The organism is Myxococcales bacterium (genome assembly GCA_016706225.1).
GTDB lineage: Bacteria > Myxococcota_A > Polyangia > Polyangiales > Polyangiaceae > JADJKB01.
The window spans coordinates 611647-636082 of the sequence record JADJKB010000025.1; the positions used below are offsets into that span (position 1 = coordinate 611647).

At 66.8% G+C, this 24436-nt stretch carries 16 protein-coding genes and 2 pseudogenes; 9 read left to right on the forward strand and 9 right to left on the reverse strand.

The genetic code is table 11. The annotated features are described in order from the left end of the window. Positions 1-8 precede the first annotated feature (8 nt). The 4 genes from mreC to rodA are packed head-to-tail and all read left to right on the forward strand — an operon-like array spanning position 9 to position 4467. The gene (gene mreC / locus IPI67_41245) at positions 9-887 is read left to right on the forward strand and encodes a rod shape-determining protein MreC (protein ID MBK7586602.1); all 879 of its coding nucleotides are present in this window, start codon (positions 9-11) and stop codon (positions 885-887) included. A 7-nt stretch (positions 888-894) separates the two neighbouring features. Beyond that, positions 895-1422: a hypothetical protein gene (locus IPI67_41250; protein MBK7586603.1), complete on the forward strand. Its 528-nt coding sequence runs from the start codon at positions 895-897 to the stop codon at positions 1420-1422. Next, positions 1419-3359 (forward strand): penicillin-binding protein 2, encoded by a 1941-nt coding sequence (mrdA, locus tag IPI67_41255; GenBank protein ID MBK7586604.1) that lies wholly within the window; start codon positions 1419-1421, stop codon positions 3357-3359. The genes IPI67_41250 and mrdA overlap by 4 nt, the downstream gene beginning before the upstream one ends. Next, positions 3346-4467: a rod shape-determining protein RodA gene (rodA, locus tag IPI67_41260; GenBank protein ID MBK7586605.1), complete on the forward strand. Its 1122-nt coding sequence runs from the start codon at positions 3346-3348 to the stop codon at positions 4465-4467. The genes mrdA and rodA overlap by 14 nt, the downstream gene beginning before the upstream one ends. Before the next feature lie 300 nt (positions 4468-4767). Here rodA and IPI67_41265 read toward each other — a convergent pair whose 3' ends face one another. Beyond that, a complete protein-coding gene (locus tag IPI67_41265) occupies positions 4768-6645 on the reverse strand; it encodes a hypothetical protein (GenBank protein ID MBK7586606.1) in 1878 nt (625 codons plus the stop codon). A 79-nt stretch (positions 6646-6724) separates the two neighbouring features. Here IPI67_41265 and IPI67_41270 point away from each other — a divergent pair, with 79 nt between their 5' ends. After that, complete coding sequence (locus tag IPI67_41270; protein MBK7586607.1) at positions 6725-7222, forward strand: hypothetical protein; 498 nt, start codon at positions 6725-6727, stop codon at positions 7220-7222. A 75-nt stretch (positions 7223-7297) separates the two neighbouring features. Here the strand turns inward: IPI67_41270 and IPI67_41275 are convergent. From IPI67_41275 to IPI67_41295, 5 genes and pseudogenes are all read right to left on the reverse strand, one after another. Further along, positions 7298-10614 (reverse strand): annotated as a pseudogene (locus tag IPI67_41275) (SNF2 helicase associated domain-containing protein). Between the two features lie 44 nt (positions 10615-10658). Continuing rightward, positions 10659-12833 carry a sodium/proton-translocating pyrophosphatase gene (locus IPI67_41280; protein MBK7586608.1) on the reverse strand — a complete coding sequence of 725 codons (2175 nt, stop codon included), beginning with the start codon at positions 12831-12833 and terminating at the stop codon, positions 10659-10661. A 267-nt stretch (positions 12834-13100) separates the two neighbouring features. Beyond that, positions 13101-13697, reverse strand: a complete 597-nt coding sequence (locus IPI67_41285) for a biopolymer transporter ExbD (GenBank protein ID MBK7586609.1) — start codon at positions 13695-13697, stop codon at positions 13101-13103. After that, on the reverse strand, positions 13694-14254 hold the full coding sequence (locus IPI67_41290; protein MBK7586610.1) for a biopolymer transporter ExbD: 561 nt from the start codon (positions 14252-14254) through the stop codon (positions 13694-13696). The genes IPI67_41285 and IPI67_41290 overlap by 4 nt, the downstream gene beginning before the upstream one ends. 25 nt (positions 14255-14279) lie before the next feature. After that, the gene (locus IPI67_41295) at positions 14280-14912 is read right to left on the reverse strand and encodes a MotA/TolQ/ExbB proton channel family protein (protein MBK7586611.1); all 633 of its coding nucleotides are present in this window, start codon (positions 14910-14912) and stop codon (positions 14280-14282) included. A gap of 612 nt (positions 14913-15524) precedes the next feature. Here IPI67_41295 and IPI67_41300 point away from each other — a divergent pair. The 4 genes from IPI67_41300 to IPI67_41315 all read left to right on the forward strand — a co-directional run bounded on the left by IPI67_41300 (position 15525) and on the right by IPI67_41315 (position 18663). Next, a complete protein-coding gene (locus IPI67_41300) occupies positions 15525-16184 on the forward strand; it encodes a MotA/TolQ/ExbB proton channel family protein (GenBank protein ID MBK7586612.1) in 660 nt (219 codons plus the stop codon). Between the two features lie 77 nt (positions 16185-16261). Then, positions 16262-16822 carry a biopolymer transporter ExbD gene (locus IPI67_41305; GenBank protein ID MBK7586613.1) on the forward strand — a complete coding sequence of 187 codons (561 nt, stop codon included), beginning with the start codon at positions 16262-16264 and terminating at the stop codon, positions 16820-16822. A gap of 70 nt (positions 16823-16892) precedes the next feature. Further along, positions 16893-17405, forward strand: coding sequence for a biopolymer transporter ExbD (locus IPI67_41310; protein ID MBK7586614.1), 513 nt, complete (start codon positions 16893-16895; stop codon positions 17403-17405). 79 nt (positions 17406-17484) lie between these two features. Next, positions 17485-18663: a hypothetical protein gene (locus IPI67_41315; protein MBK7586615.1), complete on the forward strand. Its 1179-nt coding sequence runs from the start codon at positions 17485-17487 to the stop codon at positions 18661-18663. Here the strand turns inward: IPI67_41315 and IPI67_41320 are convergent. The 3 genes and pseudogenes from IPI67_41320 to IPI67_41330 all read right to left on the reverse strand — a co-directional run bounded on the left by IPI67_41320 (position 18654) and on the right by IPI67_41330 (position 24434). After that, positions 18654-22258, reverse strand: a pseudogene (locus IPI67_41320) (hydantoinase B/oxoprolinase family protein). The gene IPI67_41315 and the pseudogene IPI67_41320 sit on opposite strands and share 10 nt — an antisense overlap. Positions 22259-22330: 72 nt before the next feature. Then, on the reverse strand, positions 22331-23287 hold the full coding sequence (locus IPI67_41325; GenBank protein MBK7586616.1) for a hypothetical protein: 957 nt from the start codon (positions 23285-23287) through the stop codon (positions 22331-22333). A gap of 55 nt (positions 23288-23342) precedes the next feature. Beyond that, positions 23343-24434, reverse strand: a complete 1092-nt coding sequence (locus IPI67_41330) for a MaoC family dehydratase (protein MBK7586617.1) — start codon at positions 24432-24434, stop codon at positions 23343-23345. Between the last annotated feature and the right edge of the window lie 2 nt (positions 24435-24436).

The window sequence follows — 24436 nt, forward strand, 5'->3', positions numbered from 1 at the left end:
AGGCCGAAGTGAGCTCGTTTCGCCGCTACCGCGACATCCTGATCGTGGTGCTCCTGCTCGCGGTGCCGTTCTTCTTTCTCCGCGCCAGCATCCGCCGTCCAGAAGACATGAGCGTGGTGGACCGCGCCATCATGCGTGTGGCTGCACCGCTCGAGTACGTGTCCGCGGCCCTGGCCCGCGGTGTCTCCGGTTTGTTCGGCGACTACGTCTACCTGGTGGACGTGAAGAAGGACAACGACAAGCTGGCCTACGAAAACGCGCGCCTGCGCTCCGAGGTGCGCCAGCTGAAGAGCGCCGAGGCCGAGAACGTACGCTTGCGGCGTCTGCTGAACCTGCGCGACACCATCAGCTCGGAGACGGCTAGCGCCGTCGTGATCGGCAAGGACGCCACGGAGTTCTTCCGTGTGGCCCACGTCACGCTCGACAACCCGGGGGTGCAGGTGAAACCCGGCATGCCGGTGCTGTCGTTCGACGGCACCGTTGGCACCGTGCTGCGGGTGGCCGGCGACAAGGTCGATGTGGAGCTGACCGTCGACAGCGGGTTCGGGGTCGACGTGGTCGTGGAGCGGACCGGCGCTCGGGGCTTCGTGCGCGGCATCGGCGATCGCAGCCGTTACGGCGTACGCGTCGAGTACGTGCAGCGCAGCGACGAGGTCGACGTCGGTGACGTGCTCCTGACCAGCGGGGTTGGCTGTCGGTTCCCCAAGGGTGTGCCGGTGGCGCGGGTGAACAAGGTCGTGAAGCGCGACTTCGGCATGTACCAGAGCGTCGACGCCGAGCCGACGGTGGACTTCTCGCGTCTCGAAGAGGTGCTGATCGTGCTCTCCGACTCCAAGGACTGCGAGGCGAAGGGCGGGAGCCAGCGCCGTCCCCGGGCAAAGCTTTGAGGCGGACATGCGCAACGCCGCCTTCCTCGCCATAGGCATTGTCCTGATCCTGATTCAGGCCAACCTGTACCGACTGCTGGGCTGGCTGCACGTCAATGGCGCGACGCCGAGCCTGATCCTGCCGTTGATCATCTTCCTGGGCGTGCACGAGAGCTCGATGGCGCGGGGCGCGTTGCTCGCCTTTGCCCTCGGCTACTTCCTCGACATCGTGGGTTCCGCGCCGATGTGGCTGTTCACCTTCGTGACGGTGGCCATCTGGTGGTTGAGCCGCATGGCTGGGGTTCGGCTCACGGCACAGACCTTCGTGACGCGGATGTCGCTGGGTTTCGTGTTTGCCCTGATCGAGGCCGGCATCGTCTTGATCCTGCTCGCCGTTTTTGGTGCCGACACGCGACGCCCGCTCGAGATCGGCCGCATCGTCTTTCCGCGCGCAGTCGCCACCGCGCTGTTTGCCCCGCTTGTCTTCTACATCGCTCAGCGCCTGCACCAGAGCACACAACCGGTGCACGGCAGCGCCGAGGGGACGCAGCGGTGACCATCCTCGTCCAGCGTTCGGACGTGGGGGAATTCCGGCGGCGTTACCGTTGGATGGTGCTGGTGATTCTGGCCGGATTTCTCGCGCTGTTCGGCCGCCTCTTGCAGCTGCAGGTGCTGGAGGGGGATCTGCACCGGGCGCAGGCCCGCAAGAACATCATCGGCGAGCTCTCGCTGGCGACGACCCGCGGTGTGATCCGGGACGCTTTCGGGAAGGTGCTCGCGGCCAACCGTCCCTCGTACAACGTGTATGCGGTACCGGAGCAGGTCGACATGGAGAAGACCTGGCCGCGCGTGATGCAGCTGATGGCCCTCGACGACGGCGAGAGAGAGGAGCTCACCAAGAAGCTCATGGACGCGCGCGCCGCCGAAGGAACGCGGCCCAGTCAGCAGACCCTGCTACGGGTGGACGTCGATCGCGACGTCGTGGCGGCGTTGAAGACCCACGAGGATGACCTCAAGGGCGTCGAGGTGGTGCCGGTCCCGGTGCGTTATTACCCGCATGGCGAGCTCGGCGCTCATCTGATCGGATACATGCGCGAGATCGACCCGGACACGTTGGCCCGCTACGAGGGGCGGGGCTACCGCGCGGGGGATCAGCTGGGCGCGGTGGGTGTCGAGCGGCGCTGGGAGAGTTACCTGAGGGGTCAGCGAGGGTGGCGCAAGGTGCTGCGTGGCATCAACAAACGCGCGGCTCGAGAGGACCTCGAACCCAAGTACCTCGAAGAGCCGCGGCGGCTCGAGCCCGTGCCTGGGCGGGACGTTTCGCTCACGGTCGACATCGAGCTCGAACGGGCCATCGAAAAAGCCATGCGTGGCCAGCTGGCTGGCGCGGTCGTGGTGATCGATGTGCGAACCGGCCGCTTGCTGGCTGCGGTGTCCAAGCCGAGCTTCGACCCCAACATCGTCTCGGGCGGCAGCGGCCTGCGCGCGGTGCGAGACAGCTTTCGGCGGCTGTACGCAGACCCGCTTCGCCCGACATTGGACAAGACCATCTCCGCTGCGTATCCGCCTGGGTCGACCTACAAACCATTCTCCGCCCTGGCTGCGCTCGCCGAGGGCGTGATCACACCGAACACTCGCTTCGACTGTCGCGGCGGCTACGAATACGGTCGGCGCTTCTTCCGCTGCACCGGCGTGCACGGAACCGTCGGGCTGCACGAGGCCATCGTCCGCTCGTGCAACACGTATTTCTACCACGTGGGTGAGAACATCCAGATCGACAGCCTCGCCAGGATCGGGATGGACTTCGGCTTCGGGGTCAAGACCGGCATCGGTGTGAACCCGGAGGCGCGCGGCCGCATGCCCACCCGCGCTTGGTACACCCGACGCTACAAGGGTGCGTTCCGTGGCGGTTTCACCCTGCTGGCCTCCATCGGTCAGGGAGCCGCGACCGTGACTGCGCTGCAGCTCGCGCTGGCGTACGGGGCCCTCGCCAACGGCGGCACGTTGTATCAGCCACAGGTCGTGCGCAGCATCGAGACCAGCGACGGCACCGTGGTGCAGGAGTTCCCGCCGCGGGTTCGTCGCATGGTAAGCGTCTCGGAGAGCAACCTCACGAGCGTGAAAGCAGGGCTGACGGGGGTCGTCGTCGAGCGCGAGGGGACGGCTTACCACGAGACTCTGCCCGGCACGGACATGGCCGGAAAGACCGGCACCGCGCAGGTGAGTCACGTGACGCCGCGTGGTGTCGATCCCGGTAAGGTCTGGTATTTCAACCGCGACCACGCCTGGTTCGCCGGTTACGCGCCCGCGCGCTCGCCAGAGATCGCCTTCGTCGTGCTGGTCGAGCACGGCGGGGCCGGCGGCAAGAACGCCGTGCCAATCGGCTCCCGCCTGGTGCGCGACTGGGACAAACTCAAAGAGAAGCGCGCGACGGCCCGCGCCTCGGCGCGCCGACCGCCTTCGAAAAAGGGTGATCCAGATGGCACGCGGTGACCGGGTCTCGTTTCGAGGCGGCACGCAGATCGACATGCCGCTGCTCTTGGTCATCGTGGCGGTGGCCACCATGGGCGTGGTCAATCTCTACAGCGCGACCAGCGTGTACGTCGACGCCGGCCGGCGCGCGGCCCTGGCCGACATCTACGTCTCGCAGGTCTACTGGTTCGTCGTGGGGGGACTCCTGGCGCTCGTGGTCGCGGCGGTCGACTACCGGCACTTCGAGCGCCTCGCCTACTTCTTCTACGTCGGTGGGATCATCTCCCTCGGGCTGGTGTTCGTCCTGGGTGCCGACATCCGGGGGTCTTCACGCTGGATCCAGATCGGCAGCTTCAATTTTCAGCCCAGCGAGTTCATCAAGATCCTGATCATCTTGGTGGTCGCCAAGTACCTGCACGACGATCCGAAGACCGAACCGCGCACGCTGATCGATCTGGCCCCGGCGGCGGGGCTGGTCGCCCTGCCGGTCGTGTTGGTGATGGCGCAGCCCGATCTGGGGACGTCACTCATCTACTTGCTGACGGCGGCCAGCATGTTGGCGATGACCAAGGTCCGCACGCAGAGCGTCGTGACGTTGGTGGTGGCTGCCGGCACATCGATCCCGCTGGCGTGGAAGTACGTGCTCCGGGACTACCAGAAGAACCGCATCACCAGCTTCCTCGACCCCGAGCACGACAAGACCGGCATCGGCTGGCACGCCTTCCAGTCGCGAACCGCCATCGGCAACGGGGGGCTGAGTGGCGAGGGGTTCATGCAGGGCACGCAGAACCAGTTTGGGTTCGTGCCCGATCAGGTCTCGGATTTCCCATTCGCCGTGTTTGCCGAAGACTGGGGGCTCCTGGGCTCCGTGCTCCTGCTCGCGACCTATTGTTTCGTGTGCATCTGGGCGGTGCACGTCGCCTCGCAGTCCAAGGATCGATTCGGTGCCGCGGTGGCCGTTGGTGTCGGCGCTCTGTTCTTCTGGCACACCGTGTTCAACATCGGCATGGCCGTCGGCATCTTGCCGGTGGTCGGGATCACGCTGCCGCTGTTTTCCTACGGCGGCTCCAGCGTCGTCACGATGTTGATCGGTTTGGGGCTCCTGATGAGTGTGTCCATGCGCCGCTGACGCTGTGTGGTCGGTCCGCGTCAATTACAGGACGCCAGAAGGCCCGAGATTCAAAACGACACTCAGCAAGACGCTCTGCTCTGCGCTGCTGATCAGTCGGAGAGAGTTACAGGAAGGCGGAAGGGCCGAGATTCAAAACGACTCAGAGCAAGGCGCTCTGCTCTGCTCTGCTCTGCTCTGCTCTGCTCTGCTCTGCTCTGCTCTGCTCTGCTCTGCTCTGCTCTGCTCGAATTCAAATCTCTCGTCTTCCGCCTTCCTGTAAAATCTCTGCTTCTTCGATTTCACCCTGTGCTGCGGGGCTCAGTCGCCGGGGTCGGTTCGGACCCACAGTTCGAGGGTGCCCATGTGTTGCCCGTAGGGTGTCCGATAGCTCGAATCGCGCCGATAGTGGCGAGGTAGCCAGTCGTCGAGGAAGCGCTTCACCACGCTGCCCGCGGCGCTGTTGCTGTTCCAGTGGGCGAACACGATTGCCCAGAGCTCGCGCTCGGCAGGGCGGATGACGACGACCCGCGGCAGATGGCGTTCGAGCTCCGCGAGGTCCGCTTCCAGCAGGCGCGGCGCATACTGATCGACGAACACCACCGCCCCCCGCAGTTTTGGCCGGGGGCGCCCGATCAGGGCCGCGATCTCCAGGTCCTCGGGCAAGACCAGCACGGTGTCCGTCTCGCGGGTGAGCTCCCGTGCGCGGAGCGCCGCCTTCACGATCGGCAGGGCCGACTCCCGGACGAACAGCCCGCCCCAGTTGCCTCCGGGGCCGATGGCGGTGTCTGCCGCGAGCATGCGATCTAGCTTGGGGGAGAACAGCGCCGCCAGGGCGAGGCAGAACACGCCGAGCTTGGCCCGCGGCAGGCCGGCCTGATCGAACGCCATGAACAGGAACGCGAGGGCGACCGGAATGATCGGGTTGGGATCGTAGAACGGACGAAACTCGGGGGACGACAGGTTGTGCGCGAGGGCAATCGAGAGCGCGATGGCCGCGATGCAATTGAGGGCGTGCCCCCTGCTGTGTCGTTGGCTCTCGTTCGCGTCCAACCGCTCGGGGCGGTTCAAATGCGCGACGAAGCTGAGGGCCAGGAAAAAGAGCCCGAAATTCGGCACCAGCCGTAGCTGCTCGGTCCAGTAGGCGAGCGCTGGCGGCAGGCTGCGGACGTGGGCCGCCAGGAGCGCGGTCGCCGTCCCGAACGCGAGCGTCGCGAAGCCGAACACCAGGGCCGCGCGCCGGCGGGTGAGGGTTTGCTCCGTGTCGTGCGCTCCGAGGTGCAGGCCGTCGGGGCTGCGCACGAGTCGGACCAGCACGAACGCGATGGCGACCGTGAGCAGCAGGGACGCGGGGTAGGCCGGCGCGCCCAGCACGTAGTGTCCCAGGTTTGCCATCACCGAACGGCTGCCGCCTTTCAGCGCGGGGCCGTCCGCGAAGGCCGCGCGATAAAACGCCAAGGGCGAGCTGTCGATGAGGACGAGCGCCGCCCCGACGCAAGCGAGGCCAACGCCGACACCCAGGCACCAGGCGAGGGTTTCTCGCTTGACCGTTCGTCGCTCGACTCGGGCAAACAGCAGGCGGTAGACGAACACGCACGGAAAACCCAGGAGTGCTCCGACCGCGGTGCTCTGTTTGAAGAACACCGTGATGGCGGCGAGGGCGCCGGCCATCACCCAGGCGTTCTTTCGCGTCCGGTCCCGGGCATGGGTGAGGGCACGCGCGCCGAAGGCAACGCTGGTCCAGACAACGAGCGCAGCAGTCTGGTCGTACGCGCACTCTTTCAACCCGCGGAACAGCACCACCGCGGAAGCAAATGCAACGAGCAGAGCGTTCTCGCGGGTGGTGAAGGGCCGGGTGATCGTGTAGCCGAGCAGGGCCATTGCGATCTGGCAGACCGCGATCAGCCCCAGCTCGTCGAGCAGGCGCGCCTCGCCGCCGAGGTGACGGAGCGCCGCCAAGAGCAGCATGCTCCCCGGCGGGATGGGCAGGACAAAGTCGATGTAGGGGCGCTGCCCGGAGAAGAAGTAGCGGGCGATGGGGCCGGACCAGCCGCTGAACTCCACGTCTCCGATGGCGTTGTTGGTCAGCCGGGGGACCGCGAACGCCGCGAAAACACCGACCAACCCCAGCAGCAGGGCGAGGCCGAAGGTCGTCAGTCGACGTGCCTCGGCCACCGGGGGAGGGGGCTTTGCGCTCATCCGGCTGGGGATCCTGCCACGGTCCGACCCGGCGGCGGTGGGGCAGCCCGGAAGTTTTCTCGCCGGGCTGCCTGCTGTGATGTACACTTCCGTAAGCTCGAGTCAGTCGCTCGGGTTCGTGCATTGCTTCAAGGAGGCCCACGTGAGGTCGAGTCTCGCCCGCGTCATCGGAGTTTGCTTTACAGCGTTCGTCGGCATGCCATTGATCACGACCTCCTCTTGCGCTTCCAGCGACGAGAACGACAGCGTGTTCACCGGTGGGTCCGGCGGTAAGTTGGACGCCCAGCCCGACAAGGGTGGCGGTGGCTCCAGCGGCAGTGGTGCCAGCGGGGGCTTCCCGAGTGGCGGCGGTAGCGGCGGCGTGACGACTGGCGGCGGCGGCGCTGGCGGCGGCGGCGGCACGACCGGCGGCACCGGTGGCGGCGGCACTGGCGGTAGCACGGGCACCTGCAACCCGCAGACCTGCCCGACCCCGGCTGCGCCGGCGGTGAAGTGTTGCGTGACGGCCAACGGGCCGTGCGGCGTCGACTACAAGCAGGGCGCAGGCTGTCAGGTCCCGCAGACCGGCGACATCTGAGTTCAGCGCGGCTCCGAAACGAGCCAAGACCAGGGCGCGTACGAGAGATCGTGCGCGCCCTTTTCGTTTGGGCGTTCAGTCGAGCCGGAACAGATCGTCGATGTCGTCCTTGGTGAGCTTCTTGGCGCCACCGCTGTCCTCGGTCAAAACGACGGAGACCAGGTCCTTCTTTTTCTGCTTCAGCTGCAGGATCTTCTCTTCAATCGTGCCGGCCGCCACCAACCGGTAGACGGTCACGACCTTCTTCTGACCGATCCGGTGCGCCCGGTCGGATGCCTGATCCTCGACCGCGGGGTTCCACCACGGATCGAAGTGGATCACCGTGTCGGCGGCGGTCAGGTTCAAGCCGGAGCCGCCGGCCTTGAGGCTGATGAGGAACACAGGAATCGTCGGATCGTTCTGGAAATTGTCGATCCGCTCCGAGCGATCGACGGTGCTGCCGTCGAGGTACTCGTAGCGGATCTTGTCCTCGTCGAGCGCCTCTTTCACCAGCTTCAGCATGCTGACGAACTGGCTGAAGATCAGCACCTTGTGGCCGCCGCTGTCGACCTCCTCGACCAGCTCGCGGAGAGCCGCGAGTTTGCCGCTGTCGTCGTGGGAGAACTGGCGCGGAAGTCCGAGTAGCCGCGGATCACATGCGGCTTGGCGCAGCTTGGTGAGCCCCGCCAGAATGTGAAGCTGGCTCTTGGCAACGCCGACGCGCTCCACTTCTCCCAGGACCTGCGCGCGAACTTCGCGCAACACCTGGACGTAGATCGCGCGCTGGTCCGGCGGAAGGTCGACGACCTTGTCGATCTCGATCTTCGGCGGAAGGTCCTTGGCGACCTCCAGCTTCGTGCGCCGGAGGATGAATGGGTGGATGGTGGCGCGGAGCCGCACCGCAGCCTTCGAGTCACCCTGGTCGATGGGTTTTGCGTAGCGCTCTTCGAACTTGTTCAGCGGCCCGAGCAGACCGGGACTGACGAAATCGAAGATGCTCCAGATTTCGCTGAGCCGGTTCTCGATCGGGGTACCGGTGAGCCAGTCGCCGCTTGGCGCCCAGGTCGCGTGCTGCGGCGGCGGTGGCGGACATCGGGTTCTTGATGTTCTGTGCCTCGTCCAGGATCGCGTAGTCGAGGTCGAGCTTCTTCAAGAGATCGATGTCCCGCCGGAGCAAGGCGTAGCTCGTGATGATGACGTTGGCGCTCTCCAGCTCGTCCATCTGGTCTTTTCGCCCCGCGCCGTGCCAGAGCGCGGTGGTGAGCGCGGGTCCGAAGCGCTCGATCTCGCGGATCCAGTTGGGGACCACGCTGGTGGGCGCGACGATCAGCGCGCGAAGAGGTTGCTCCTTCTTCTCCTGTTTGAGGGACAGCAAGAGCGCGATGGTCTGAACGGTCTTGCCGAGACCCATGTCGTCGGCGAGCACGCCACCCGAGCCGATCTCGTGGATGAAACGCAGCCACGACAGGCCTTGTTCCTGATACGGGCGCAGGACCGCCTTGAGCGTTCTTGGCTTTTTGGCGGCCTTGATCTCGTCGATGCCGGCGAGGCGTTCGAACAGTGCCTTGGCGCCGGGCGCCACGTTGACGTCAGTAGCGTGCTCCAGCAGCTCCTGGATGCGGCCAGCCTGTGAGAGCGGAACCTTGCCGTTCTTTCCCGCGGCGGACAGCAGCTCGATCTCGCGGTCGATCATCGCCTGCACCTTGTCCGGGTCGATCTCGGCGTAGGTATTGTCCGAGAGGCGGACGTACTTCTTGCCTTCGCGCAGGCAGCGAACCAGCTCGTCGCGGTCCACCCCCACGCCATCACTCTCGTAGATGACCTTCACCGCCAGCCAGTCCACGCCGCTCGAGACCCGTGCGTTCATCGTCACCGGGTTGGCGCGCACCGTCGTTCCGACGAGCTCTTCCGGCACGTAGAGATCCCAGTCTTCGGGCAGCTGAGCGACGCCATCCGACCAGAACTGAATGGCCTTCTGGCCGGCCGCGATGAACACCTCGCCACTCTCGTCGGGCAAGAGGCCGAGATCGAGCAGGCGCTGCACTGCATCTTGCTGGCCCGCGATGTCGGTTCGGATGCAGGTCGCGCGCTTCTGCCCCTCGACGGGCGGCAGCACCATGATCGGTGGTGAAATGCCGTCCGCGCGCACCTCGACCTCGAGGTCGCGGTAGGCCGCCTTCAGGTAGACCTGAGCCTCTGTGATACCGCCGCCGGCGCGCAGACGGAACGTGGGCGCGAGATCGATGACGTCCGCGACCTGTGAGAGATCGGGCAACTCGGCGCCGATTTCGCCCGCCACGCGCGGCAAGCCCTGCACGATCAGGTTGATCAACTCGTTGGCCGGCTCCGCAATCGTGGGGCTGCGGAGCAGGCGGCGCAGGGCGGCCGGCGAGACCCGATGATCGATCGGGCGCGCAACCCCCTCATTGATGTCGATGTGCCAACCCGGCGCGCCCTCGAACCAACCGCCGCTGGTGAGCGCAAACCGCCGCCCGTCGCCTGGGCGTTCGAACGTGCACTTCGCGACGATGGTGTCGGCGCCGACCATCTCCAGATCGAAGCGCGCCTTCAGCGCTTCGTTGCCGAAGCGGAGCTGCATCAGCGCGGGCTCGAGCAGCACACGCCGATCTTTGAGCAGCGGCAGGAGCTCCGCGGCGTCCTCCCCGCGAATGTCCACCGCAGGATGCCGGGGGTTGCCGCTCTCGAACCGGCAGAGCACACGCAGCGCGGCTCGGTCCGCGGTGGGGGTGAGCGCCTGCCAGTTCAACGCCACGCTGGGCAAGAGCGGCACGCGCGCCTCGGTGTCGAGCACGGTGACGGTGAGGCCACCTTGCCGAACGTGCACGCGGAACTCGAGGTTCTGAGGGCGCGGGGTGCCTTCGGGGGCTAGCCACGCGCCGAGCCCCGTGGCCCGGGCGCTCGCGTCCGGGGAGGGAGGCGGGGAAAAGCCCGGCGGCACGACGTGCTGCTGCTGCTGCGCCCGCCGCCGGCGATCACGCCGCCGGCTCGATTTGCTGTCGCCGGGCTGATTCTGCGCGGAGTTGGCGGCATTGTTCGTCGAGGGCTGCTGCGCGCTCTGTTGCTGGGGTTCGCGTCTTGGCAGCGCAGCGCGCCTGGTTGCGTACCGTGATCAGGAGCGCAGCGACGTGTTTGCAGTGCTGCCCGGTCTTCTGGAACGCCGGGCAAGTGCAGTGCGACGTAATGCCTTCGCCGCCCAGCCGGATGGTGACCTCGTAGGGTTCGGGGTCCGAACCCTTCACGCGGCCGGTGGCGGTGGCCTCGTTGACGCCGACCTCTTCGACGACTTTGCGTTTTTCGTAGTCGAGGCCGCGCAAGAAGGTTCGCGCACCGAGCAGGCGCCGGAGGCCGCGATCGGACAATGTGGAGAGAGCGTCAGCGAGAGACGACACGATGGGTGACTCGGATTCGTTGGGGGTGAAGCCGCACGCGGGGTGCGTCAGGTGGCTAAGAAGGGAGCGACGACCAGCGCGACGACCGCGGCGGCCTTGATCAAGAGCTGGGCCGCGGGTCCAGCCGCGTTGCCCATGAGATCGGCGACGGCGTCGCCGGAGACTGCGGCGTCGAAGCCGCCGGATGGGGTGTTCCTTCGGGTCGCACGCCGCGCGGCGGCGAGCAGGTTCTTGGCGCCGCCCGCCGTGAGGGACATGCCCAGGGCGCCCAGGGCTCCGACGACGACGAACGCGACCAGCGCGTCAGTGGGGACGAGCCGGTCCGAAGTACGAAACAGGGTCCGGAGCACGAGACCGAGGGCGAGGGGGACCGCGAGCGCAACGGCCACCGGCACCGCCAGCGGGTGCAGCGCCGCGCGGGCCGTGAGTTCGACGCAGGCTCGGTAGCTCGGTGTGTAATCGGCGGGGATGACCGGCCGGCCTTTCTCCCGGGGAAATCCCCGGAGCTGGCGCTCGACCTCCTGGGCAACGCCGCGCGCGCCGCGGGCCGCGGAGCGCGCGGCGCTGGCCGAGTACCCGAGCACGAGGGCGAGGCCGAGGGCGCCACTCAGTGCCACGAGCGGCCTGAGTAGATCGACCCCGGCGCTCGGGGCTCCTGCAGGGCGAGACAAGATCGGCAGCGCACTCGCCGCCAGCACTGCCGCCAAGCTGCTCGTCACCACCGCGTACACCTGGGCGACGGTCGCAGCGGTGAAGCCGGTCTCGTCCAACCGCAGGGCCCTGCGTTGGGCTTCGGCCGACGCGGCGTTGACGCTGCCCACACCGCGTGCGCCGTCGGCGACCGGACCGAAGGTGCCGAGCGCGAGCAAGTACGGTCCGGACGCGGACATCGTCATCAGCGCGGTGAGCGCACCGAGCAAACCGCCGGCGGGTAGGCCCGTGGAGGCACCGAGCTCGTACGCGCCGACGATGGCGATCGCGAGCACACCCATCGGCAGCGCGGCCGCGGAGAGTCCAGCGGCAAGACCGAAGGCCATGGCGGGCGCGTCGGCCACTCGTTGTGTCTCGAGCAGCTCGCGCAGCGGACCCACGCGGCGATCGATACCGAACCGAGCCAGGTGCGCGGCGGTCGTTGCGGCGCCAAGTCCGAGCGCCCCGGTCCAGAACATACGCAAGGCGCCCGGATCGCCGATCAGCCAGAGCGCGCTGCCGAGCAGGCCTCCCAGCGAGATCACCGCGGTCGTGATCTGCCCGCGCCACAGCGCCATCGACGGACTGCCGACGTCGTCGGTACGTACGACCATCACCCCAAACGCCGACGCGATCACACCGAAGGCGCGGGCGACGAGCGGAAAGGCCGCGAGCGAGAGTGCGGCCGCAACACCTTGACCTCGGGCCGCCTCCACCACGCTGACGCCGATCACGACCGCCGTGACGTTGCTCACGGTCGCGCACAGCAACAGGTCGATGGCGCGACCGGCAGCCGGCCCGACGTGATCACCCACCAGGTCGGCGATCACGGCGGGGTTGCGCGCGTCGTCGTGCTCGAGCCCGGCGTCGCGTTCGCCAGCCAGATCCGCAGCGACGTCGCCAGCCGCGTGGTAGGTCGCGCCGCCCCGCTGAATGACGAGCGCAGCGGTGGCCACACCAAGGGCGTGACTCGGGAGTAAGAGCACGATGGCCCGGGCGAGGGGACCCGCGTTTTCGCCTGACGAGTGGAAGCCGCCCTTCATGGCAAACAGCAGCCCGAACACGATGCTGATCCCAATCACGCTGATCGATTCGGCGCACAGGCCGATGGCGCCGCCCGTGCGCACCGACGCGCTGAGCGCGCGGTCCATGCTGTGCTGGGCGGCGGAGACGAGCCTCAGACTGGCGCGCACGGCAAGGCGAGCGCCGACGCGCGCCACCAAGCAGGCGTTTGCCGCGCCGAGCGCCATGCCGACGGCTGCCCAGAACCCGGTCTCGAGCCCGCCGAGCCCAGCGCCGGGGTGCAAGAGCGTGGCGTACAGCGCAAACGCGATGGGCGACAGGACTCCTACAAGCAGGGCGGTGATGCGGAACTCTTGAGCGAGGAAGGCGTCCGCAGCCCGAGATAGGGCGCTGCCGAGTCGATGCAGCTCCGCGCCGAGCACGTCCGCACCAGCGAGGAAACGCGCGAGCACGGCCGCGAAGACGAGTCCGCTCGTGTGAAGCGCGATGAGCAAGCCAAGCTCAGTCAAAAGGGAGCCTTTTCGAGCGCCGCGTGCGGCCACGGGCCGTCAGCGGCGGGGTCCGGCCGGACGATCCGGCTCGGGTCTTGGCGGTGGTTCGCCTCCGAGGCAGCCGGGTGCTGCCGGGACGCTCCCCCGCAAGGAGCGACAGCTCGACCCCGGGTCTACCACGCTGTCTCGGCGCGAATCAACGGGCGGTGCACCCCTTTTGGGGAAGCGCCGTGCGAATTCCTTCCTGGGGGAGGTCGGTGCCCGTTCGGACGGACTTTCCGGGGCTCAGCTGCCCTGGACCACCATCATGTGGTACTTGCCGTATTCACTCTGCCCGAGCGTGAAGAGCACCTCGATGAGCAGGCGGTAGGGGGTGGTCTTGTCCGCCACGATGATGGCTTCGGACGAGCTCGGATCGAGCCCTTTGGCCTGCCGAACCAGCTTGTCCGTGCGACGGGCGCTCTTCAGAGCTTCGCCGAGGGGCACGATGTACATGTCGTTCGGACCGCTGCGCTTGTAGCGGGCGCCGACGCCGGTCTGCGCCATGCTCTCGCGGTTGGGCAGCGACAGCACCCGGTCGTTGCCGACCAGGATCTGGCTCTTGGACACCGTCACCACGACGCCGTCGTCGGCCGGCTGGGTCTTCACGTTTGAGACCGGCATCCGGAGATCGTCGCTCTGTGGGATGCTCGCGCTCGACTCCCCCAGCGTCTTCAACAAGAAGACCAAGATGATCGTCATGATGTCGAGCATCGCGGTGATGTTGAGGAAGTTGACCTCGGGCTCCGCCGCGTTGCGCCGGATGGCCTTGCGAAGCTCGGCCTTGTAGCGCACGACCGAAGCCTTCGCCTTCGGCGGTTGCGAGCGATACGGCTGGGTCATCGCGGCACCTTGAAGTTCGCGTCGGTGAAGAGCATCTCGCCCTGCGGGGTCGCCCGCACGGCGTCGAGAACCTGAATGATGGTCTGGTAGTCCGTGCCTGGGTTCGCCGTGATGAACACCTGGGTCTCGTCGGCGAAGTCCGGGGACGCCTTCTTCAGCCGCGCCGCGCAGCTGTTCAACGTCTCGAAGTCGTAGAGGTTGCCCTTCTTCGGGATGGTGATCCCGGGGCCCGCGCCCTCGCACCCCGGCGCGATGTTTCCGCCCGATGCCTTGAGCGAGAACCCTTCGTTCACGATGAACACCGTCAGGTTCAGCGCCGTGCTCTCGACGTTCTGCCTCACGCCACCGGATTGGGAGGCGGGTGGAGTGGTGTCGACCGTGGCGGTGAACGTGACAGCGATCGTCGCGAGCACGAAGATCAACACGTTCATGATGATGTCGAGGAACGGGATGATGTTGAGCTCGCCACCCTCTTCGTCGGGCGACAGCTCGCGCTGCTGGCTCATACGGCGGATCTTGCCGCGCTGAGCAGCGGTTAGCGGGGCGGTCTGTTGCATGTTCGCCGCGCGGCCTCGGTTCGAATCAGACCTGACCCGGGCGCTGCTGAATCGTCAGCAGATTGAACGTGCGCTCCATCGTGCCTTCGAGGTCGTGCTGAATCGCCTTCGCTCGCGTGTGCAGGATGATGTGAGTGATCATGCAGAACACCGCGATGCCGAGGCCGAGGGCGGTGTTGTACATGGCCTCCGCGATGCCGTTGGAGAGCATGCGCTGTTTGTCGGCTTGGCCCAGACCCGGCGCCGAAATTGATGCGAATGTCGTGATCAAGCCGCTCACCGTGCCGAGCAGCCCAATCAGCGTTGCGATGTTGGCCAGCGACCACAGCGCGCCAACTCGCTTCTCGGCCTGAGGCTTGAGCTCGGAGAGCTTCTCGCTCAGCGAGGCGTCAATCTCGTCCGCGCTCTTGTTGGCCTGGGTTAGCCCGGATTTCACCAGCTGCAAGATGGGGAAGTCGCTGGCTTCACACAGCTTGATGGCGCGATCGATGTTGCCCGCGGTCACCAGCTTCTTGACCTGCGCGAAGAACTCCTTCGAGTTCACGCGGTAGCGGGTCATTTGGAAGGCGAACCGCTCCACGACGATCGTCAACACGATCGCGGAAGTGATCAGGTTCAAAACCATGAAGGTCGGGTTGTGCTTGAAAGCCTCGACCAGCTGGCTGGAAGCGCCTGTCTGTGCTGCAAGAACGAAGAGTTGCATTCAGGACCTCTCGACTCGTCTTCAGACGGATGCTCACCGCCCCGCTGAAGCGCTGGCGACTATAGCCGCCGCGTCTCAGCAAGCGCAAGCTCGTGAACGAAGACGATGTTCGAACGTTTTCGGCGAGTTTCGTCGTCCGCCGCCCGCCCGACGGGTGAGGCCGGGAGGCTCCGGAGAGAAAACCGGTGCTCGAGGGCGGCGCGGCCTCCGGTTGGAATCGGCCGCCGGGCACCCAAGCGACGGGGCGGTTCTTGGGTCGGACCGGAGGCCGCTTGGCGAAGCGTTTCGCTAAGCTTCCAGCGGCGCCGGAGCGGGTACCCACAACGCAGCGCGCTAATTCATCTGACCTTGCAACTTTCTGCCGCTGCGCGAAACGTGCCAATTCTCCCAAACTCTCTTGACTGTCTTGGGTCAGCTTCAGCAAGATGTCGGGGCCAAAATCGGGCCGGCGTGCGGAGGAGATCCAAAGCCGTCGGTCCCTAGGCGTTCCGGTCCAAACCGTCTCTGCGGCGCGGGCCACCAGTCGACCAGCAAATCCCGAGAGCACAGGGGAAGGTAAAACCAGCAATGTCGAAAATGTGGCATCACTATCAAGCGGGCGGGTGGGCGATGTGGATCATCCTTTTCTGGCTGATCTGCAGCATCGCCATCATCGCCGAGCGCGCCGTCTATCTGTACGGGGCCTCCATCAACAAGGAGGTCTTCCTGGCCACGATGCAGAAGTGCATCTTGGCGGGTGACGTCGCCAAGGCCGTCAAGATGGCGTCCGCTGCCAACGCGCCGCTGGCGCGCATCGTTCAAGCCGGTCTCGTCAAGGTGAACCGACCCGACGAGGAAGTTCAGGCGGCCATGGACGAGGCGGCCCTCCGCGAAATGCCGAAGATCAACCGGCGCACGGGCTACCTCGCCCTGTTCGCCAACCTCGCGATGCTCTCGGGCCTGTTCGGCACGATCATCGGTCTGATCAAGGCGTTCGGCGCCGTCGGTGGTGAGTCCGTCGATCCGAGCCAGAAGGCGCGCATTCTCGCAGAAGGAATTTCCGAAGCGATGAACTGCACGGCCTTCGGTCTGATCTCGGCCATCATCGCGCTCGTCGGCTTCGCCTTCCTCAACGGCAAGACGCAGAGCTTGGAAGACGACATCAACGAGGCCTCGGTTCAGGTGCTCAACTTGGTTGTCGCAAATCGCCAAAAGGTGAGCCTGCAAGGTCTCGAGCAGGCGGCCTGATTTCCCCATCGAGGCGGGGGAGGGCTGGTGCCTTCCCCCGTGCTCTCGCGAACTCTCTCTAGGCGTTAGGAGCCGAAATGGCTGGTATCGATACAGGTGGTGGACATGGCAAAGGCCGCGCCACCAATCACGAGATCCCCCTGATCCCGTTCATCGACTTCCTCCTCTGCCTCGTGGCGTTCCTGTTGGTGACGGCGGTCTGGTCGCAGATGGCCCGCATCAACGCGGACGCTCGAGTGCCCGGCCCGCCCAAGCCGGACGAGGAGATCGAGAAGCAGCAGAAGGAAAAGCAGCTGCACGTGGAGATGCGCGGCGAGCGCAAGTTCCAGCTCGTTTGGAAGGAGGGCAGTACGGTCGTCAACACCATCGACGTCGAGCGCAAGCCGGTGAAGGTGGGGGAAGAGACGAGCTTCCCGGATCTCGGCAAGAAGATCGAAGAAGAGTGGACCGCCAACGGCGGACATCGAGCCGGGACGGATACCAAGATCGATCAGGCCATTCTGCACTGTGACAACTCGACGCAGTTCTCGGACGTGGTTGCGGTGATCGACGCAATCTACAAGCCCCAGCGCGACTGGGTCGTCGGCAGCGCCGTCAAGAAAATCCCGGCCTTCAACGTCACCTTCGCGGTGAACTGAGCGACACGCCATGTCCGACAAAGCGCTATCCAGATTTCACCAGCCAATCAGCGTGCCGGGGCGACGCCTCATGCACCACGTCCCGCTGAACTTCGTGCTGAAGAAGGTGACCGGCGGCGGTCAGCGGGCCTCGAACCACGAGATCCCGCTGATTCCGTTCATCGACTTCTTGCTCTGCATCGTGCTCTTCTTGCTCGCGAGTTTCTCCGCTACCGGTGAGCTCCCGATCGACAAGAACGTGCAGCTGCCAAAGGCCGAGAACGTGCTCGACATGGCCGAGGCACCGATGGTTGCGATCACCGGCACCCAGATCCTGGTCGACGGGGTGGCCGCCGGAAACACCCGGGCAATCGAAGAGGCAAACCGCCTTCAGCGTATCGACGAGCTCTTCAACATCCTGAAGAACAAGCGGGAGCTCTGGAAGCAAATCAACCCGGGCAAGGAGTTTCCCGGAATCGCGATTCTCCAGGTGGACAAGAAGGTCCCGGCTCTGGTCGTGAAGAGTGTGTTCCAGACCGCAGCGTTCGCTGGCTACCCGAACATCAGCTTCATGGTGGGGCGGCTAGGCGGCGAGGCCGGCTGAGCCCGTCCAGAACCCACCGTGCAGTGCATGATTGGCGGAGAGAGCGCCGGGGTAAGGGCCCCGGCGCTCGTTTCGTTCCATGGCAGCCAAAAAACGCAAGCGTGACCATACCCGCGGTCTACCGTCGCTGACGGAAGCCCGGGCGGAGCGACGCCGTGCCCTGGTCGGGGGCAAGGTGCGGCTGCGCTCGTTGCCGCCGCAGTTCTGGCTCTGGGCGGCGGCCGTGCTCGCCGCAGTGATCGTGATTTTTTACAAGGTCGAGCAGGGCAAGGTCGAGGGCAAGAAGGGCCAGGTGATGGCCAAACAGCGCGCGGTGGCCGTGTCGCTTGGGCCGAAGATCTTGCCGTTCCGCGACCGCGTGGAGGGTTGGGTCAAGGCGCTTGGCGCCGAGTTCCCCGGTGACTTCGTGAACCCGAAGGCGTCACTGGCCGCCGTCGAGACCTCTGCGGGGGTCTACCTGCGGCTGCGAATCGCGGACACCAAGGACGACGCCGCCATTCGCAAGGCGTCGTTGCGCTCGCTGCACGACGGGTTCACCTCGTGTTTTTATCAGAAGAAGGGCGCCCCGGACCCGACCAAGGGACCGCCGTGCAAGGCACTAGCGGACTGCGAGCCGGGTCAGCTGTGCAACGAGTGGGACGTGTGTGCTCCGCCGCCGGAGCCCTTCAACATGCGCCTCGCTTACCGGGCGCTCAGGGTCTTGTCGAGCGCTTGGACCGACGAGCTGCACGAGACCTCGAGCGAGCTGGCAATCGCGGCCTACGAGCGCGACCTCGACCGTGTGACCAAAGAAGATGTGCCGGTGGCTGCGGGGATCCTGGCCCGCGCGCGATTCTTCGTGACCTTGCTCGACGAGGACCCGCCGGAGGGTCTGCCCACGAGTGATGCCGGGGAGTCCGAGGCCGAGCGCGTGCAGCGCCTGCCGCACTTCGCTCGCATCGGAGTGTGGGACCTGCGGAGTGGTGAGCTGTGGGCGCGGATTCGGCGGCGCGCCGACGCCCGTTACATTCCGGTGGGGCAGAACGTCGTCGAGCGCGAGGAGTCGAAGTTCGCGCAACAGCGCCAGGTCAACAGCTGTGATCTGGCCTTCGCCGCCCGCGGCGCGCTGGCGCCGAAGCCGGCACCGAGCACCGATCTGGCCGACGCGGGGGCAGGGGACGCGGGAGCCGAGGCTGCGGCGGACGCCGGCACCGCAGGCGCGGCGACCGACTCGGGGGCTCCCGCTCCAGCCGTCGAGACGGACGCCGCTCAGCCTTGATCGGGCTGCTCTGAGCTCCCCCTGGGCGGCCCATAGCCGCCGCCGCCTGGGGTTGCGATGAGCAAGCGGGCGCCAGCTCGTACGTCGAAGCTCGTGTGCCCGCCGACGTCCCGCCCGTCGAGCAGGTTCTGCCCCGGTGCGCCCGGCAAACCCCCGGCGAGTCCGAAGGGCGCGCGCGCGCGGCGCTCCGACAGGATCGCGACCTGAGCGGGCTTTAGGAACTCTAGCTCCCGAAGCACGCCGTCGCCGCCCGGTTGCTGCCCCGAACCCCAGAGCCGCGGCGTACTTGAAAGCGCCACAGGCGCACCGGGTAGCGACCCTCGAGCACCTCGGCGTCGGTGATGCGAGTGTTGGTCATGTGAGTGTGAACGGCCGAGGCGCCGCGGCATGCAGCGGTCGCGCCCGCACCCCCGGCGATGGTCTCGTAGTACGAGAATCCGGAGCCACCGAACGTGAGGTTGTTCATCGTGCCCTGGCTGGCCGCGGCCAAACCGAGCGCGCCGAAGAGCACGTCGACGACTCGCTGGCTGGTCTCGACGTTGCCGCCGCAGACGGCGCGACCTGGGCTGGGATCCAGCAGGCTTCCCGGCAAGATGCGCAGCTCCACCGGCCGCAGGCAGCCCCCGTTCAGCGGGATGGAAGCCCCCACCAGGCTGCGCAGGAAATAGAGCACGGCAGCGACCGTGACCGCGCGCGGAGCGTTGAGATTGCCCGGGACCTCCGCGGCCGTGCCGCTGAAGTCGATGAGCATGCGCGGCCCGGTGACCGTGATCGCGACCTCGAGTCGGGTGCCGTCGTCGAGCTCGTCAGTGAAACGATGGATGCCGTCTTCGATGCGCTCTATCTGGGACGCGACGTGCGCGGCGGCGTCGTCTTGCACGTGCCGCATGTACGCGCGCACCCGGCCTAGGCCCTGGGCGCGTACCAGGTTCCCGAGCAGCCGAGCACCGGTCGCGTTCGCTGCGATCTGCGCCTGCAGATCGCGCACGTTGGCGTCCGGGTCTCGAGCGGGGTGGGGTCCCGCCGCGAGCGCCGCGCGCACTGCGCGCTCGTCGAACACGCCGTCGTTCACGATGCGGAGTCCCGAGAGCACGACCCCCTCCTGTTCGAGTGAGGTCGAAAACGCGGGCATGGAGCCCGGCGTGATGCCGCCCACGTCCGCGTGGTGGCCTCGACATGCCGTGAAGAAGACCAGCTCGCCCTGTGCGTCGTGGACCGGGCTGACGACGGTGATGTCCGGCAGGTGTGAGCCTCCGGCGCTCGGATCGTTGGTCGCGAAGACGTCCCCGGGGTGGAGCTCCGGGTGTGCGAGCAGGATCGCGCGAACCGATTCGCTCATCGCTCCCAGGTGCACTGGAATGTGCGGCGCGTTTGCGACCAGCCCCCCCGCCGCGTCGAAGACCGCGCAGGAAAAATCGAGGCGCTCCCGGATGTTGGTGCTGAACGCGGTTCTTCGCAGCGCCTCGCCCATCTGCTCGGCGATGGACATGTAGAGCCCGCTCATGATCTCGAGCAGCACGGGGTCCACCGCGCCGAGTGAGTCTAGCTCGTGTGGCACGGTCGCGGCATCGACCGCCGAGTGCTGTGTCCGTGCGAGCGTCAGGGGAGTGGCCGAGAGCTCGACCAGGCCGTCGGAGGTCACGTTCAGCTCGAACCCGGGTTCGACGAAGATCGTGCCGGTTGGCTCGACCACGAGCAGCGGGCCTGCGACCCGGGTTCCCGGCTCGAGCGCCTCGCGCTCGAGACACGGGACCGAGTCGAGCCAATGCCCCGCCACACACACCCGTCGCGGTTCGCCGGCGGTTCGCGTCGCGGATCTCGGTGGGACTTCGAGAGCGCGTGCAAAGCCCGGCGCAGGTGCCCGCGCTTCGACGCGGAGCGCGACGATTTCGATCGGGTGCCCCGGACGGGCGTGACCGAACTCGCGCTGGTGTTCGCCGTGAAATGTGCGCTCGAGCTCGGGAGCGCTCGTGGCGCCGAGAGTCAAGCGAGCGTCGCTGCCGACGTAGCGCAGATCGATCCGGTGTACGCAGTCGACGGAGGTCGCCAATGCGCCGTCGCGCTCGAGGGCAGCCCGGGCGTCGAGCTCGAGCGCGGCCAAACGTGGCCCGAGCTCCTCAAAGCTCGCGGCATCGAGGCGACTGCCCGCGCCGTCTGCTTCGCTGTGCGCGAATCGATCCGCCAGACCGATCCCGACAGCGGAGAGCACGCCCGCGAGCGGGTGAAACACGATCTGATGAATGCCCAGGTGGCGCGCGACCCCGCAAGCGTGTTGGCCGCCCGCGCCTCCGAATACCACGAGGGTGTGGTCTCGGACGTCATGTCCGCGGGCGATGGAGACGCGGCGAATCGCCTCCGCCATGGCGCTGTTCGCGACCTGAACGAAACCCTCGAGCAGCTCGAGCGCCGAAAGCGCGGCCCCCGCGCCGCCATGCTTCAACAGCGCAGCGAGTTTGGCCTCGGCGCGGGCGGCGTCGAGCGAAAATGGGAAGTGAGCACTCGGAAGGCGCCCGAGCAAGATGTTCACGTCGGTCAGAGTCAGCTCGGTCGCGGCGGGATCTCCATAGGCAAGCGGCCCCGGGCGTGCGCCGGCGCTGTCGGGACCGACCGACAGCCGCCCGGCTTCGAAGCGGCAAATCGAACCGCCGCCGGCGGCGATGGTGTGTACGTCCATCATGGGCGAGCGCACACGGACGCCTGCGACCTCGGTCTCGTAGAGCCGCGGTAACTCACCTGCGAAGCGCGAGACGTCGGTGGAGGTGCCGCCCATGTCGAAACCGATGGCGGGCGCGCGACCGGAGCGCGTCGTCACCTCGCCTAGCGCAACCAGGCCTCCGGCCGGCCCCGAGAAGATCGCGTTCGGCCCCGAGAGGTGGCGCGCGTCGACCAGCCCACCCCCTGATTGCATGCCGAGCAACGTCGAGCCCGGCAACTCCTCGCGCAGCGCGTCGATGTACTCGCGGAGCACCGGTGTCAGGTAGGCGTCGAGCACGGTCGTGTCCGCGCGGGCGAGGAGCCCGAGCTCCGGTGACACCCGATGCGAGAGCGCAATGTGCTCGAAGCCGATGCGCTCGGCGAGCGACCCCAAGAGCAGCTCGAGCTCGGGGTTCCGGTGGGCGTTCAGAACGACGACGGCCAGACTCGTGATGCCGAGCGCCCTGGTCTCGGCGAGCGTCTCCAGCACCGCTGACGTTTCGGGCCGGAGCAGCACCAAGCCGCGCGCATCGTGCCGTGCGTCGACCTCGATGACTCGTTCGGGGAGGGGGCGAGGTTTTCGTATTTCGATCGCAAACAGGTCGCTGCGGGCCTGGGTGCCGATCTCCAACAGATCGCCGAAGCCTCGCGTGATCAAGAGCGCCGTCCGCCGACCCCGTCGCTCGAGCAGCGCGTTCGTCGCGAGGGTCGTGCCCATGCGCACATCGCACGCGGGAATGGGTGCGCGAGCCGAGAGGCCCATCAGCCGCCGGATCCCGTCGAGCGGCGCTCGATCGTTGGAGAGCACCTTGACGACGTGCAGCCGCCCCGCCGGGTCGACGCCAACACAATCGGTGAAGGTCCCGCCCCGGTCGATGGCGATCTGCCAGCGCTGAGCCATCACGAGCTCTTTCTAGCCTCGACTTGTGTGGGCGATCGCGATCTGAGCATCACAAGACTGCCCAAGTCGAGGCTAGTGGCGGATGAGCAGCAGGATCAGCACGATGGCCAGCGCAACCGCGAGAAAAACAATCAAGCCTACCAGCGCCTTGAGACCCTGCTCGCTGCTGTCGGCCGGGTAGGGGGGCTGCTGGGGTGGATAGTCGCGTGTGTAGGGTGGATAGCTGCCCGAACCGAACTGAGGTGGCGCCGCCCCGTAGCCGTATTGTGCGTTGGGATCGTGGGGCGGCATGACGGGTGGCAATCCGGGGCCTGTGGGATTTGGAAAATTCCCAACCTGGATGAACGGCTGGGTCGGCGGCATGGCATCGTTTCGCGGATCACGTTGCCCGGCGGCAGGTCGGGGTTGGGGCATGTCCGCGCGAGTCGCCTGGAAGTCCGGTACCTCCGGCATGGGGACCGTTGGCAGCACGCCGGCACGCTGCGGTGCAGGCGCGGGTCGGTTGCCCGCGGCGACGCGTGTCATCGTCTCGTCGTCGACCGCGTACGGTGGAGGCGTTGGCATCATCTCGCTGGGCGGCTGAGCCACGCGTGTCTCGGCGTCGTCGTCGACCTCATCGTAGCCGCGCTGTCCCGCGACTAACCCCCTCGATGGGCGTGAAGGTGGCATCGGAGCACTGCGCGCGGCCGCTGCCTGAGGGGGCGCTGGCAGTCCCAGCCCCTGCCGGGGAGCGGTTATGCCGGCGCTCTGCCGCGTCGGCGGCGCGCCCAGCGCCTGTGTTGCGGGAGCTCGGCTCGGGGGCCCGTTGTGGTCGAACCACGGCGAGTCCGTCACGTTCGTCTCGGCGTCGTCGAAAACGAACTGAGCAAACTCCGCGAACTCGGAGACCAACCGCCAGTCGCCGGTCCCCACGCGGCAAACCACCGCGGTCGCCTCGACTCGCCCCGCCTGCAGGCCGCGGATCACCAGATCGGTCGACACCGGACCGATGGGCTCGCTGCCGGATTGGCGGACCAGCCAGTCGGTCATCAACTAGTCTTATCCCACATTGATCGGGGGCGGGCGAGCCTTCCCGCCCTCCGGTTCAGGGCGCGGGTTTCTTCCGCACCAGCACCTTGCGCGTGATTTCCACGACCTTCTCGGCCAGCTTGCCTTCGGTCTTCTCGAGCTCCGGCGTGAACAGTTGGCCCCCGGCATAGAGGGTCTCGGGCGGAGTGTTCTTGGTGCCGACGACCCTCAGGGTGATCGTCCCTGCGTGCGGGCCGTGCTCTTCTTTCTCCAGCACCTGTGAGGCCGCGTAGAGCGTGTCGCCCGCCAGCGTCCCGTTCGGGTGCGCGCCGGCGTCGAGGCCCACGTCCCAGATGGCGTTGCCGGTCATGTCCCGGCTCGTGAGCGACAGCACCCACGACAGCACCAGACCCCCGTACACCACGCGCGTCTTGGCGAACGAGTTGTCCTTGCAGTAGACCTCGTCGAAGTGGATGGGGTGAGAATTCCTGCAGAGCTGCGTCAGCAGCATGTGCTCCGAGTCGCCGACGGTCTTGCCGACGCTGTGGAAAAAGACGTCTCCCACCGAGTAGTCCTCGAAGAAGCCGGAAAACCCCCCGCTGCGGCTGCTGGGGCTGACGCCCTTCGCGAGGGGTGAAGGCAGCCACTGGTCGGGAGCCTCGGCTTGCACGCTGCTGGGCCAGGCTGGCGCCGGACGCCCCGACACCTTGCCGCCGCGAACCAGCGCGCGCCGATCGAAGCGACACACCACCTCGTTGCGCTGGTTGACCAGCAGGGTCCGCACCTCGATCACTCCCCGGTCACCCTTCGTGGTCGGTTTTTTGCCAAGCACCCTGCTGGATGCAGTGAGGGTGTCCCCCGCGTAGCAGGCCTCGGGAAAGCGCACGTCGATGTAAGCAAGGTGGGCAATGGCCTGCTCGCTGACGTCGTGCACGCTGAAGCTGAGCCCGAGGTTCAGGAGCAGACACGGGTGCACCGGCCGCCCCGCGAAGCCAAGCGCTTCCGCTCGTGCGCGACTTGCGTAGGTTGGCGTCGCGTCCTGAAATGCAGCTGCGAAGAGCGCCACCATGCCGTCATCGACGGTCACGTCCCAGGGATGTTCGTAGACGTCGCCGACCTCGAAGTCATCCAGGCGCCTGCCGTACTCGGGTTTCCGTAGCGTGGTCATGC